Raw genomic sequence first — 13,754 nt, forward strand, 5'->3', positions numbered from 1 at the left:
GCGGCTGAGCACGCCACGGAACACTGGGACAGGATCGAGCGCCACGCATGAACGGGATCATGGAAACGCGGACCACTGCCTCCGCTCCGACTTGGGTTGCCTGACTGGAACCTCGCATCCGATGGTGACTGCGAGGCCTTCGTCGGAGACATCTACGACCAGTACGGTCCTCTGCTCGTCCGGTACGCCGCGCGCCTGCTGGATGGTGACTGGCACAAGGGGGAGGACATCTTCCAGGAGACCGCGGCCCGCGCCTGGGAACACGCCCGGTTCCCGGGCACCCGCCACGTTACTCGGCCGTGCCGGTCGGGACGGCGAAACGAACGCGGAGTGCGGCCGCGGAGCAGCGCTACCGCTCCGCATAGCGCAGGAATTGCCAGCCCAGTACGGCCAGGGCAACTGTCTGCGCGAGGGAGACGATCACGAGTAGAGGCGGGACGGCGGGAGAGCACCAGAACGCGGTCACGCAGATCATCGGCAAGGCCACGTACGTGAACAGATCCACCGCGGTCTGTAGTCGCTTGCGCGTCGTGCGGCTCGCATCGTCGCGGTGGTAGATCTCCCAGCCGAATACTGTGCCGTGGGCGCCGCTGAGCTCGGCCAGCCGCGGTCCCAGCTGGTCGCGGATGTAGTAGCCGACCGCCGAGATCTTCTCGTCGTTGACCAGGTAGGTCCAGCCCAGGACCAGGCAGACCACGGGGGCGGCGAGCAGCAGTTGAGCCCGTCCGCTCTGGACGGTGATCGCCAGGACCGCCGTGGACGCGGCGAGCGTGAAGTAGAGCAGGTTGTCACGGAATCCTATTCGGGTTTTTTGCTCCTCTTTGATGCGGTCGTACTCGGCCAGCAGCAGTTTGCTCTCGGTGACGTCTTCTGTGGCGGCCACGGCCACTCCTAGGCTCGAGTCCCGGCTGGCTGATGAGTGGGCGGGCAGGGCTCCGGGGGCTCCGGCCCCTGCCCGCCCCTGAAGGTCCGGAAGGCTCAGTCGGCAGCGCGGAAGGACGGCAGGTTGTTGGGGTTGTTTCGTTCGATCCAACCCTTTCCGTCCGCCGCGATTCCTTCCAGGAGGCGGAAGGTGTGGATGAAACCAGCCGCATTGAGGTTGATTTCGGCGATTTCCTGGGCGTTTTCGTCCGGCGCCAATTGATGGGTGTCGGCATCTTTGACACGTATGTTCCTGGCCGGCCCGTTGGTGAGGACGAGCTCCAGGTCGTAGCCGGTACGGGTGTGTTCCGTGACCTGCACGGAGGACAACGCGTCGAACCGGTAGTTGCTTCGCTGCTCGTTCTCACGTTTTGCGTCGGTGAAGTCGAATTCCGTGCTGATTTCACGAACACCATCCTGCGTGACCAGGAAAAGACGGAAGCTGTAGCGCGAGTACCGCCAAGGTCCGCCCTTCACACGCCCTCGCATGTAGGGGCGTGCGGGCGTCGTCAGGATGGTGTGGGTGATCAAGTCGCGCCAGGTGAGCTGGTAGTGGCGGAGTGCTTCGTCGACGAAGAGCGTCTTGTCGCAGGTGAGCCAGGTCTCCATTTCCAGCTCACTGGGCCGCGTGGTGTCCAGGAACGACTTCCAGTGCTGGTAAGCGACTTGCCGCGCGGTCAGCCGCTCCTGGTATTGCTGGTTCTCCTCGGCCAGTCGGTGCTCTTCGCCCCGGACCTCCAGCCACGAGGACGCAGCCGCACGTCCGGACCAGACCGCACCGACGACGGCCAGGATGGCCAGCAGCACCTGCGACGCGCCGGCGCCTGAGGCCACTGTTCCGAGCAGGGCCAGAGTCGTGAAGCCGAGAGTGATGAGGGCCACCACGCACAGCGCTTTCGTCACCGCCGGCGTCCGGTTCTGGTGGCGGTGATCGAACAGAGTGCCTTTGTTGTGGCGGTCTCGGGCGTCTTCAGCGAGATGGCGGATCAGCCAGTTGACCCGGTCCACGCTGGTTCGGCTCTCCCGGTAGAGAAGCGTGATCTCGGCGACGAGGCTGTTGCGGATGTGGACGGTATGACCGAGCCATTCGTGCGGAGCGAATCCGTAGGGTACGCGGGTACCGAAGTAGTGATCGAACGAATGACGGACGCGGTTGGTGAACCCGTCCCCGGCAGAGGCGGGATCGCCCGGGTGCGGGAAATGGGATTCACGGTTCCTGGCCTTCAGCTGATGTTCCTGGTACCACCATGGGCGGCCGAAGTGAGCCGCGGTCAGGCCCGCACCGAGCCCCAGCAGTAGCTCGATGACTGCCGCAGCCGGAGCCGCGGTCAGCGCCAGGATCCAGAGGAATGCCGTGCCGAGGACGAACAGGCCGGCTCGGGCCGGAAGGGTTGCCCGGGCGGCAGCAGCGGTGCTCGGCCGGGGCGGCAGGGCCCGCGGCCCGATGGGGTCGGGTTCGAAATACGCCCAGACCCGTTGAACCCGGTCGTGGCCGAAGCGAGCTGTCTCGGCCCGCTCGCGGTTCTCGGTCCACAGGCTGTCCTTCAGCCCTCCGGTGAGTACGAGGTCGAGGTGGTGGAGGATCGCGTCACGCTGGCGAGGTGGCAGGGCCCGCAACCGCTCCAGCACGAGTCCTGCTTCGCCGTCCGCGGCGCGGAGCATCGCCAGCAGTTCGAAAGCGACGCGCAGTGCGTCTTTCCACTCCCCCTCGGCGTAGGTCCGTACGAGCCCGGAGGCTTGGTGCAGCCGCTGGAGTTCTTCGGTGCTGAGGTCGTGGTAGGCGCGTGCACTGAGCATGGCAAGCACCCAGTGGAAACGGACCTCCGCGTTGTCGTGTCGGTGGGCGATCGCGTCACTGATCATGTCGCGGGCACGGCTGGGGATGCCGTCTTCCAGGAACCGCACACCGACCTTGTACTTTTCCTGAGGCGATGCATCTGGCTGGACGACGTAGACGTTGGAGTTGTGTACGGTCTCGGCCTGGATTCCGACGGTGGAGCCGTATGCGGAATTGTGCGTGACGCCGCTGCCGTCGTTCATGACACGTCACCCGCCGCAACAACCAGTGGTGCCAGCCTGGCCGCCAGCTCGGGAACCTCTGCGATCAGACCGCGTAACCTCTTGAGTGCCATGGTCGCTCTCGTGGACGGTTCGGGAGTGTCCTCCCCTGCCGCCCGGCGGGCAAGGCCCAGCTCGGCCAGCGCCTCTTGGTAGGTGTCGTCGTCGAGGGCGCCCTCGACGTGGTGACGCTCCAGGTACTCACGGAAACCGTCAAGTTCCGCGACCAGGTCCGCCGGACTGGTCACCTTCGGATCCGCGTTCACGTAGACGCTGCTCTCCTTGACTGAGCCGGCCATGATGCCGACGATGCTGTTATGGGCGGTGTTGCTGACGTGCTCTTCGAGTCTGTCGGCCGTATGGGCCCTGTCTGCCTGGGACATCGCGATCTGCTCCTGTTCTCCCATCAGTTCCACGGCCAGCCGTGTGGCGAATGCCGCCGCGTTGGCCGCGGCCCGTGGTTGCCGGTTACGGTCCTTCGCGCTGCTCTTCGTACCGTCCGCCCGGTCGCTGATTCCCCGGATGATGGCCACCGGTGCCCCGTTGAGATGACCAGCCTGCGCCACGCCGGCGGCCTCCATCTCGATCGCGAGCGCGTCGTTGTAGTGCTGCCGGATCCACCGCGCCTCGGCCGAGATCTTCGAGTTCTGCACGACCTCGCCGGCGGCGATGGCGCCGAAGCGTACCTGTGGCGCGCGCCCATGACCGGGCGTGTCGTCCGCCCAGTCGTTCATACGGGCCAGATGCGAGCCGAGCTGGCTGATACCGTGCTCCGTCTCCCACACCCGGGGACGGGCCTTGAGGCCGTCGTCCTCGCTGGTCCCGCCGTGGTAGGCGTATACGTGCGTCGCCATCACCACGTCGCCCAGCCTGGCGGTGTCCCACAGGGCACCGGCGACGCCGACGAACAACACGGCCACCGGCGAAAACTCCTGTATCGCGCGCTCGGCGATCACCGCGGCGGAATGATTCCCTTTGTTCGTCAGTCCGAGTGCGACACGATATGAAGTGCCCTGCACGGTTCCCACCTCGAACCGCGTCCCACGCTCATGGCGGTGTACCTGTGGACCGGCCAGTTTCCGGCGCACGGCCTGGTACTCGAGATTCAAGGCGGTGAGAATCACCACCAGGTCTTTCGGCATCTATTTCCCTTCCTCCTTCGTGTCTTCTTCCGTCGTGGACGGCACAGGTCGGATCAGTGGTGGGAACAACACCGTCTTCGGCCCGGCCCGGTACAGCCGCGCAGGCCGTCCTCCCGTGGTTCTGCGCCCCGACCCGGCGGGGGTGATGAATCCCTTTACGGCCTGGACTTTCCGGTAGAAATTACGGGTGTCGAGTTCGGTACCCCAAACCGCCTCGTACACCTGCTGCAACTCGGCTATGGTGAAAAGTTCTTCACAGAATGCCGTGGCCAGCGCCGAGAATTCGAGCTTGGTACGCGCGCGTTCGATTCCGTCCCTTACGATCCGGCAGTGATCGAAGGCCAGTTCCAGCTCACCGGACAGGACGGCTTCCGCGGGAACCCACGCAGCATCCGTGGCGTCCGTTCCCGCGACCGGTTCGGGGAGTCCCGGAGCGATCGCCAAGTGGGCCACGGAAACGACTCGTCCCCGTGGATCACGTCCTGCGTTTCCGTAAGTGGCCAACTGTTCAAGATGCATCCACCCGGCGACCAGAGCGGTTTCCTCACTCAACTCGCGGTGGGCGGCATCCAGAACCTCCTCATCAGCGTGACTGAGGAATCCGCCAGGCAGGGCAAGCACGCCCCGAAAAGGATCTTCCCCCCGCTCCACGAGCAGGACACACAGTCGCCCCTCGCGCAGTGTCAGGATCACGAGATCGACCGTCAGCAGCACGGGCGTGGGTGACCACACGTCAACTTGCATACTACGCACGGTACTTCGGTTCCTGTCATTTTGACAAGAATGGCGACGCGGGGGCCGCGGCGCTGTAGGGCGGAGGCGTTCCGAGCGGTCAATTCGTCGTCCGCCCAGCAGCCAGGCGTGGGCCGATCGTGGCCTGCTGGTTCGGTGGTGTCTCGAAGCGGCTCGGTAACGGGCGCTTGCGTTCCAGGGGGGCGTGGAGGCCAACGGTCGGACGGACGGGGGTGTGTCCAGGTCGGCGAGGCGGAACCAGGCAATGTCCTCGCCCGCCGCCAGGCGACGGCGCATGTCAGGGTGCCCAGCTGGGCGCAGCGGGAGCGGTGGTCGACGGGGACGGCTCGGGCAGTTGCGAGGGTCAGCGGTGGTGGAGTGTGGAGGCCGGGGCCATGCCGGTGGTTGCCCGGAACCGGGAGTGAGTGGCCTTCGTCAGTTCTTCGATGGGTAGGGATTCCGTCTCGTGCCTCACTGAGCGGAGGTGGAGGCTTCGGGAGCGACGCAGCTCGAATGTCTTCGTTCATCCGGACGGGACCGGTCTGTCCACCGGCGACCTACAGCAGGGTGGTGAGCCGATCGACAGCGAGTCCGAGCGTGCGGTACAAGGGAAACGCGCTTTTCGGGGGCATTTGCGGCAGGTGGACGCCGCGCGGTCCGGTTGTGTGGCGACGGACCGCGCTCCCACTCCGTCAGTGCCGCGGTTCGTCCTCGGCGCGGGGGTTCCCCCGGTCGCGGGTCCGCGTGAGCTGCCCGGCCGCGCCGTTCAGCAGCGTCTCGAGGACCACGGGGTAGGCGCTCTGTGTCATCCGCCCGGCCAGGAGGCGCGCGGTGGCGGCGATGTGCGGGTGGGTGTCGGCGGACAGTTCGGCGTAAGTGGAATCCCACATCTCCTCGTCCGCCGCGCGGGCCTCGTCCGTCAGCGCCAGTGACCCGGCGTCCAGGGCGGCGAACGCCAGACTCAGGTCGATGAACGCGTGGTAGACGACGACCGCGTCCGCGTCCGGGAAGCCCGCGTCGCGCAGGATCCCGAGGATCGTCTCGTCCACGGCGATCTCCCGCGGACGGCCGGTGACGCGGCTGGCGGTGAGCACGGCGGCCTGGGGGTGGGCGAGATAGGAGGCGTGGATGGCCCGGCCGAGGGACCGCAGGTCGGACTGCCACTCCCCGGTGGCCGTCCAGGTGTCCAGCGCCTGTCCCATCAGTTCCTCGCCGATGGCTCTGGTCAGATCGTCCAGCCCGGCGAAGTACCGGTAGAGGGTGCTGGGGTCGGCGCCCAACGCCGTGCCCAGCCTGCGTGCCGTCAGTCCGGTGCTTCCGTGTTCGCGCAGCATCCGCAGCGCGGTCTGCACGATGACCTTCTCGGACAGGACCGTGCCCTGCCGCGTCGGCCTGCGCCTGCGTCGTTCCGCCTCCGGCACCACGTGCTTCGCCACGTCGACCCTCCCTGCCCGTCGTACCTCGGGACCCTTATGCCAACGCCGTTGACCTTACCCCCGGCTGTCCCGTTGCATCGTGCCCAGCGCGGGAGACATCCGTTCCCGGCAACCGAAAGGTGTGAGAGATGCGAGTTCTTCTCGTGGGAGCGGGCGGCGTGGGCACGGCCGTCACCCGGATCGCGGCCCGCCGCGACTTCCTGACCCACATGGTCGTCGCGGACTACGACCTCGCACGTGCGGAGGCGGCCGTCGGCGCGCTCCGGGAGCATGGCGGCCGGTTCAGCGCGAGGCGCCTGGACGCCTCCGACGAGGACGCGGTACGCCAGGTGCTCGCCGAGGAGAAGTGCGACGCCCTGCTCAACGCGACCGATCCGAGGTTCGTGATGCCGCTGTTCAACGCGGCGCGCGCGGCGGGCACGCACTATCTCGACATGGCGATGTCCCTGTCGGCGCCGCACGCGACCCATCCGCACGAGCGGTGCGGTGTGAAGCTCGGCGACGCGCAGTTCGAACAGGCCGACTCCTGGGAGCGTTCCGGACGGCTGGCCCTCGTCGGCATGGGCGTGGAGCCGGGTCTCTCGGACGTCTTCGCCCGCTACGCGGCCGACGAACTCTTCGACGAGATCGAGGAGATCGGCGTCCGCGACGGAGCCGACCTGACGGTCGAGGGCTACGACTTCGCCCCGTCCTTCAGCATCTGGACGACCATCGAGGAGTGCCTCAATCCCCCGGTGGTCTACGAGAAGGACCGCGGCTGGTTCACCACCGCGCCGTTCAGCGAACCGGAGGTGTTCGACTTCCCCGAGGGCATCGGCCCGGTGGAGTGCGTCAACGTCGAGCACGAGGAGGTCCTGCTCATCCCGCGCTGGATCGACGCCCGCCGGGTCACGTTCAAGTACGGTCTCGGCGACGACTTCATCGCCAAGCTGAAGACCCTGCACGAGCTGGGCCTGGACTCCACCGAGAAGGTCACCGTCCCCTCTGCCACCGGGCCCGTGGAGGTCTCCCCGCGTGACGTGGTCGCGGCCTGCCTCCCCGACCCGGCCACCCTGGGCGACCGCATGACCGGCAAGACCTGCGCGGGCACCTGGGTCAAGGGCACCAGGGACGGTTCGCCGCGCGAGGTCTACCTCTACCACGTCGTCGACAACCAGTGGTCGATGCGCGAGTACGGATCCCAGGCCGTGGTGTGGCAGACGGCCGTCAACCCCGTCGTCGCCCTCGAACTCGTCGCGAGCGGAGCCTGGTCGGGCAGCGGCATCCTCGGCCCCGAAGCCTTGCCGCCCCGGCCGTTCCTCGACCTGCTCACCGAGTACGGCTCGCCGTGGGGCCTGCGCGAGGAGGGCTGACCGACAGAGGCCGGCCGGGCGAGGGCCTCGCCCGGCCGACGGCACCGCGGCGGAGGCCCTGTTCACGGCAGCCCTCAGGACGACGTGGCCAGTTCCTCCCCGAGATCGATCGCGTACGCCTTGCGCAGCGTCTCGTGCACCGTCCAGGTCGTGCGGTCGCCCTTGTGCAGCACGGCGAGGTCTCCCGGGCCGACCGTCAGTGTCCGCCCGCCCTCCACCTCGATGGTGGCCGAGCCGCTGAGTACGACGAACATCTCGTCCTCCTCGGTGTCGGTGACGATCCCCGGCGTGATCTGCCAGACGCCCCGCAGCCGGCGGCCGTCCGCGGACTCCCAGACGACCTTGCCGGTCACCTCCGGTGTGCCGGAGAGTATCTGCGCGGGGGAGAGCGGCTCGGGTTCGAGCTCGGTGTCGGGCACGTGGACGACAAGGCTGTGAGTCATCCGGCGACGCTAGCCGGGGCGCACGGTGCTCCGGGAGTGACAAGGTGTGGCGCTTTCCGTGGGGCGTCCGGACACTTCGTCGCGCTCGTGGCCCGCACCGCGCTCCGGCCGGCCAGGAGCCCGCCCGGGACACGCCGAAACGGGGCGGTCGCTACCATCCCCTGTGACCGAAACGGCCGAACAACCTGTACCCCGCACACGCATACTCGCCGACCTGACCCCCCTGCGGAGCTCGCCGGACTACCGGCGGCTGTGGTTCGGGAACACCGTCTCCTGGATCGGGCAGGGCATGACGGCGCTGGCTGTCTCGCTCCAGGTCTACGACATCACCGGGTCCGCGTTCTCCGTCGGACTCATCGGCCTCTGCTCACTCGTCCCGCTGGTGCTCCTCGGGCTGTACAGCGGGGCCGTTGCGGACACCGTCGACCGGCGCAAGCTGGGCCTCTCCAGCGCGGCCGGGTCGTTCGTGCTCTCCGTCGGACTGGCCGCCGTGACCTTTGCCGGAGTGGAACACGTAGGGCTGCTCTACGCGGTGGTCGCCCTCCAGTCCGTGTGCTTCGCGCTCAACTCCCCGGCCCGCAGCTCCATGATCGCCCGACTGCTGCCGGCCGAGCAGTTGCCCTCCGCCAACGCCCTCAACGCCATGACCTCCACCACGGGCGGCCTGGTCGGGCCGATGCTCGGCGGCCTCATCGTCGGCTGGTGGGGGTACCGCGCCGCGTACACCGTCGACGCGGTCACGTTCACGGCCTCGCTGTACGCGATGTGGCGCCTGCCCTCGATGTTTCCGGACCGGGCGGAAGGCGACGAGGGTGCCAAGCGGGCGTCCGTCGTGGACGGGCTCCGCTTCCTCGGTACCCGGCCCAATCTGCGGATGACCTTCTTCACCGACCTGAGCGCCATGGTGCTCGCCCAACCGCGCGCCCTGTTCCCGGTGGTCGCCGTGGTCTGGTTCGGCGGCGACGCGAAGACCACCGGCCTGCTCGTCGCCGCCCCGGCGCTGGGGGCGCTCCTGGGGAGTGTGTTCTCCGGGTGGCTCGGGCAGATCCGCCGGCACGGGCTGGCGGTGCTCGTCTCCGTGAGCTGCTGGGGCACCGCCATCGCCGTGTTCGGGCTGACCCGGCAGCTGTGGCTCGGGCTGATCCTCCTGGCGCTCGCCGGGTGCGCGGACTCCATCTCGATGGTCTTCCGCAACACCATGCTCCAGGCGGCGGTGCCGGACGAGATGCGCGGACGGCTGCAGGGCGTGTTCATCGTGGTCGTGGCGGGCGGCCCGCGACTCGGCGACCTGATGGCAGGCTCCGTCGCCGACCTGACCTCACCGGCCCTGGCGGTGACCGGGGGCGGGATCGCGTGCGTGCTGGTGGTCTGCCTGCTGGGGCTGCGGTGGCGCGCCTTCGCGAGGTACGACGCCCGGGACCCGCAGCCCTAGAACCCTCCGCCGTCGTCGGCGTCCGCCACCTCACGACGGTCGTCCGTTCCCCGCCTTCCCCACCGGGCCCACGACCGAACGGGCGATGCCCAGCTCCACCAGATCCTGCGGGCGCAGCCGGAGCTGATCGGCGGTGGGACGTACCTGGTCCGGACCGCGCTTCAGGATCGCCGCCGCCAACTCCGGTGCGATCACCGAGAAGTAGCTGTCCGCGGTGAGATGGGTGTTGTCCGGCGCCGCCAGCGCGAGCGCACCGCCCGAGCCGCCCTCGCCGATCACCAGAGTCGTCACCGGGACCCGGGCGGAGGCGACAGCCGCGAACGTGTCGGCGATGGCCGCGCCCGCGCCTGCCCGTTCCGCCTCCGCGTCGTTGGCCGCGCCAGGGGTGTCGATCAGGGTCAGCACGGGAAGGCCGAGCCGGTCCGCGAGCCGGATCACCCGCGCCGCCGTGCGGTAGCCGGCCGGACGGGTCGCGGTGCCGCACTGGGCGACATACGCCACCGGTTGCCCGCCGTGGAGTCCCACGCCACTGAGCAGCCCCGGATCCGTACCGCCGCAGCGGTCGCCGTTCAGCGGCAGCCGGTGGTCGAAGTACGCGTCCAGGTACGCCACGGCCCGCGGCCGCGCCGCCGAGCGGGCCTGCTCCACCGCGTCCCAGCCGGTCTCCGGCAGCCCCGTGGCCGAGAGCGCGGCCGGTACCGGAGCCGCCTGCGCCGGACCGGGGACCGTCAGGGCCCGCAGCCAGCGGCTCAGGGTCCGTGGCAGTTCCCCGGCGGGCACGATCGCGTCGATCTGGCCCGCTGCCAGCTGCCCCTCGGCGCTGTACGCGTACGGATCGGCGTCGGGAGGCCGTACCCGGGACCCGGCGAAACCGATCTGTGCGCCGGGCAGCGCCAGCACCACATCGGCGCCCGCACCCACCGTCGCCCAGCCGCCCCCGGTCGTCGGATCGCGCAGGACCGCGATCTGCGGCAGTCCCGCCGCCCGCAGCAGTGCCGAGGCGGCGGCCACCCGCTGGAGCTGGACCAGGGCGATCATGCCCTCCTGCATCCGGCTGCCGCCGGTCGCGACGAGTGAGACGAGGGGCAGCCGCTGTTCACCGGCCAGTGCGTACGCGGCCTCCAGCCGGTCACCGGTGCGTGCGCCCAAGGAGCCACCCAGGAAACCGAATTCGAAGGAGACCAGGACACAGGAGAGGCCGTCGACGACGGCCACCCCGTGGAGCACCGATTCCTCCTCGCCCGTGCGGTCCGTGGCGCGGGACCTGGAGTCCGCGTAACCGGTCCAGCCGAGCGGGCCGTCCGAAGGAGCCTGGTCCATCGGCAGGTGGTGCTCGGTGAAGCTCGCGGTGACGGCGGCGATGGCTTCCCGCGCCGACATGCGGCCGCAGCCCTGGGCGCTAGGCACCGAGCGACCTCTTCATGATCTTGCCCAGCTCGTTGCGGGGCAGGACATCCAGAAAGCGGACGACGCGCGGGCGCTTGTGCGGGGCGAGCAGGCCCGCCACATGATCGGCCAGCTCCCTCTCGCCGGGCGGTGACTCCGGGTCGGCCGGCACGACCCAGGCGACGATCCGCTCGCCGAGGTCGTCGTCGGGCTCACCGGTGACGGCCGCCTCGCGCACACCTGGATGGTCCAGCAGGGCGTTCTCGATCTCGCCCGCGCCGATCTTGTAGCCGCCGCTCTTGATCAGGTCGGTGGCCTTGCGCCCGACGATCCGCACATAGCCGTCGGCGTCGATCGTGGCCATGTCACCCGTACGGAACCAGCCGTCCTCGGTGAATGCGCCGGCCGTCGCCTCGGGCCGGTTCAGATAGCCGGTGAAGAGGTTCGGTCCGCGTACCTGGATCTCGCCGATCGAGACGGTGTCGTCGAGCACGGTGCCGTCCTCCTCGACGAGCCTGAGGTCCACGCCGGACAGCGGCGGCCCGACCGTCCCCGGGCGTGGCTCTCCGTCGGCCCGCACCCCCGTGTTCATCAGGGTCTCCGTCATTCCGTACCGCTCGATCACCCGGCGGCCGGTGGCGGCGGCGATCCGCTCGTGGTCGTGGACCGGGAGAGCCGCCGAGCCCGAAACCAGCAGACGGGCGCCCGCGAGAGCCTTCGTCAGGCCCCCGGAGCCTGCGGGATCGCCCAGAGCCCCGGCCAGCCGGTGGTACATGGTGGGGACGCCGAACAGCATCGTGCCCCCCGAGGCGAGCTCCCTGGTCACGCCTTCGGTGGTGAAGCGGCCGAGGTGGCGCACCGAACCGCCCCGGCGCAGCGGGCCGAGGACACCCAGGATCAGTCCGTGCACATGGAACAGCGGCAGGGCGTGGACGAGGACGTCGTCGGCGGTCCACCGCCAGGCGTCCTCCAGCGCGTCCAGCGACGCGGCGATGGCCCTGCGGGGCAGGACCGCGCCCTTGGGCGGGCCCGTCGTGCCGGAGGTGTAGACGATCAGAGCGGGCGATTCGGGGGAGGGCTCGGGCGGAGGCGGGTCGGTGGCCGCAGCGGCGGTATCGACGTCCAGCCGCTCCAGGCCGCCCAGCGCGGGCGGAAGCGCGTCGCCCGCCCCGGCGAGCACCACCGAGGGCGCGCTGTCGGCGATGATGTGCGCCAGTTCCCGCTCGCCCGTCCTCGGGTTGAGCGGTACGGCGGGCACGCCCGCCAGCAACGCGGCCACCACCGCCACCACCGTCTCCGGGGTGGACGTGGCCCAGACGGCGACCCGCCCCGCGCCCGCGATCCGGCCCGCGAGGGAGGTGGACGCGTCGGCCAGCCGTGCGTAGGTCAGGACGTGTTCGCCGAACCGGACGGCTTCCCGGGAAGCCGTGGGGCCGGATGTCTCGTGCAGCGCAGGCAGAAGAGAGATCACGTTCCGAGCCTAGGGCCAACCGCCTCCGGCGCCAGGGGAATCGGGCTGGAGATGGGTGCACGGAGCACGTCGCACGGTGGTCTCCCGGCGGGGACGCGCGGGGAGGCCGCCGTGAGCTCAGCTCGACGGCCGCAGGGTCCGCATCCGTCCGTACGCGTACACACAGCCGGCCAGCGCCAGGTCGGACAGCAGCATGAAACCGATCGAGTACGAGTCCTTGGCGCTGTAGATCGCGCCCATCACCAGTGGGGGTACGAAGCCGCCGAGACCGCCCATCGCGCCGACGATGCCCGTCACGCTGCCCACCTTGGCCTGCGGTGTCACCTGCGAGACGAGCGCGAAGACGCTGCCGCTCGCCGTGCCGAGCCCCGCCGCCATGCAGAGCAGCGCGATCGTGCCGACCGGATCCAGACCGGGGTCGAAGGCCTGGACGATCGCCATGAGTGCCGCGACCAGCAGCGCCGCCGCCGTGACCAGGGCCGGGTGGACCCGGTCGGAGAGCCAGCCGCCCGCCGGCCGGAAGATCACCGTGACCAGGGCGAACCCGGCCGCCTTGGTGCCGGCCTCGGTCGGCGACATCTCGTACCAGGTCTTCAGGTACGTCGGCAGGTAGACGCCGAACGCGACGATGCCGCCGAAGCCGATCGCGTACAGGGCGGACAGCTCCCAGGTGACCCGCAGCCGGCCCGCCTGCCCCAGCCGGTGCCCGAGCGAGTCGGTCGGCACCTGCCGGCCCGGGCGGTCCGTGATCAGGACCGCGGCGAGCAGCGAGTACACCACGAGCGCCCCGGCGACGATCAGGAACGGCAGGTCGTCACCGTGCTTCGCGATGCGCGGGGTGAAGTAGCCGGACAGGGCGACGCCGCCCATGCCCATCCCGAACACACCCAGGGCGAGACCCCGCTTCGCGGGCGGGAACCACGAGTTGACCAGCGGGATGCCGATCGCGAACGTCGTACCGCCCAGACCGAGCAGGAAGCCGACGGCGAGCATCGCCCCGTAGGAGTCCTTCGCCGGGATCAGCAGGAGGACGGGGACGATCGTCAGCGCCGACACCACGGGGAACATCAGCCGGGCGCCGAACTTGTCGGTCAGCGCGCCCACCGGGATCCGGCCCAGCGAACCGACGAGCACCGGCACCGCGACGAGGAGCGACTGCTGGAACGAGTCGAGCCCGAGTCGTTCCTTGTAGTCCCCGGACATCGGGGCGATCAGGTTCCACGCCCAGAAGGTCAGGGTGAAGCCGACAGTGGCCACGATCAGGTTGCGGTACGCGGCCGCCGACTGTTCGCGGTCCGGGGCGGGGGCCTGCTCGGCAGCTGTATCCACACGTCAAGTCAAGTGCTCACCGGAGGGCGGGGCCCGTCGGACTGCTCCATAC

11 protein-coding genes and 1 pseudogene are annotated in these 13,754 nt (G+C 69.5%); 3 read left to right on the plus strand and 9 right to left on the minus strand.

Going from position 1 to position 13,754, the window contains the following annotated elements; translation table 11 throughout:
- Positions 1-96: 96 nt before the first annotated feature.
- Positions 97-216: pseudogene (locus OG844_RS34200) on the plus strand (hypothetical protein); the annotation flags it as partial.
- Positions 217-349: 133 nt separating this feature from the next.
- Here OG844_RS34200 and OG844_RS34205 read toward each other — a convergent pair.
- From OG844_RS34205 to OG844_RS34225, 5 genes are all read right to left on the minus strand, one after another.
- A complete protein-coding gene (locus OG844_RS34205; protein ID WP_406395600.1) occupies positions 350-883 on the minus strand; it encodes a hypothetical protein in 534 nt (177 codons plus the stop codon).
- Positions 884-978: 95 nt separating this feature from the next.
- Positions 979-2,961 carry a hypothetical protein gene (locus OG844_RS34210; RefSeq protein ID WP_406395602.1) on the minus strand — a complete coding sequence of 661 codons (1,983 nt, stop codon included), beginning with the start codon at positions 2,959-2,961 and terminating at the stop codon, positions 979-981.
- A complete protein-coding gene (locus OG844_RS34215) occupies positions 2,958-4,121 on the minus strand; it encodes a purine phosphorylase (protein WP_406395604.1) in 1,164 nt (387 codons plus the stop codon). Before OG844_RS34215 ends, OG844_RS34210 begins: the two co-directional genes overlap by 4 nt.
- Positions 4,122-4,865 carry an NUDIX hydrolase gene (locus OG844_RS34220; RefSeq protein WP_406395606.1) on the minus strand — a complete coding sequence of 248 codons (744 nt, stop codon included), beginning with the start codon at positions 4,863-4,865 and terminating at the stop codon, positions 4,122-4,124.
- A 680-nt stretch (positions 4,866-5,545) separates the two neighbouring features.
- Positions 5,546-6,289: a TetR/AcrR family transcriptional regulator gene (locus OG844_RS34225; protein WP_406395607.1), complete on the minus strand. Its 744-nt coding sequence runs from the start codon at positions 6,287-6,289 to the stop codon at positions 5,546-5,548.
- Positions 6,290-6,417: 128 nt separating this feature from the next.
- Here OG844_RS34225 and OG844_RS34230 point away from each other — a divergent pair, with 128 nt between their 5' ends.
- Entirely contained in the window at positions 6,418-7,641 is a 1,224-nt protein-coding gene (locus OG844_RS34230; protein ID WP_406395608.1) for a saccharopine dehydrogenase family protein, read from the plus strand.
- A gap of 74 nt (positions 7,642-7,715) precedes the next feature.
- On the opposite strand, the gene OG844_RS34235 is transcribed toward OG844_RS34230, so the two are convergent.
- On the minus strand, positions 7,716-8,084 hold the full coding sequence (locus OG844_RS34235; protein WP_406395609.1) for a cupin domain-containing protein: 369 nt from the start codon (positions 8,082-8,084) through the stop codon (positions 7,716-7,718).
- A 163-nt stretch (positions 8,085-8,247) separates the two neighbouring features.
- Here OG844_RS34235 and OG844_RS34240 point away from each other — a divergent pair, with 163 nt between their 5' ends.
- On the plus strand, positions 8,248-9,516 hold the full coding sequence (locus OG844_RS34240; RefSeq protein WP_406395611.1) for an MFS transporter: 1,269 nt from the start codon (positions 8,248-8,250) through the stop codon (positions 9,514-9,516).
- Positions 9,517-9,546: 30 nt separating this feature from the next.
- Here OG844_RS34240 and OG844_RS34245 read toward each other — a convergent pair whose 3' ends face one another.
- The 3 genes from OG844_RS34245 to OG844_RS34255 form a co-directional block, all read right to left on the minus strand.
- Positions 9,547-10,896, minus strand: coding sequence for a carboxyl transferase domain-containing protein (locus tag OG844_RS34245; RefSeq protein WP_406396356.1), 1,350 nt, complete (start codon positions 10,894-10,896; stop codon positions 9,547-9,549).
- A 19-nt stretch (positions 10,897-10,915) separates the two neighbouring features.
- Positions 10,916-12,373: an acyl-CoA synthetase gene (locus tag OG844_RS34250; RefSeq protein WP_406395612.1), complete on the minus strand. Its 1,458-nt coding sequence runs from the start codon at positions 12,371-12,373 to the stop codon at positions 10,916-10,918.
- Between the two features lie 117 nt (positions 12,374-12,490).
- On the minus strand, positions 12,491-13,702 hold the full coding sequence (locus OG844_RS34255) for a nitrate/nitrite transporter (RefSeq protein ID WP_406395614.1): 1,212 nt from the start codon (positions 13,700-13,702) through the stop codon (positions 12,491-12,493).
- Positions 13,703-13,754 lie beyond the last annotated feature (52 nt).

Source organism: Streptomyces sp. NBC_00887 (assembly GCF_045207585.1).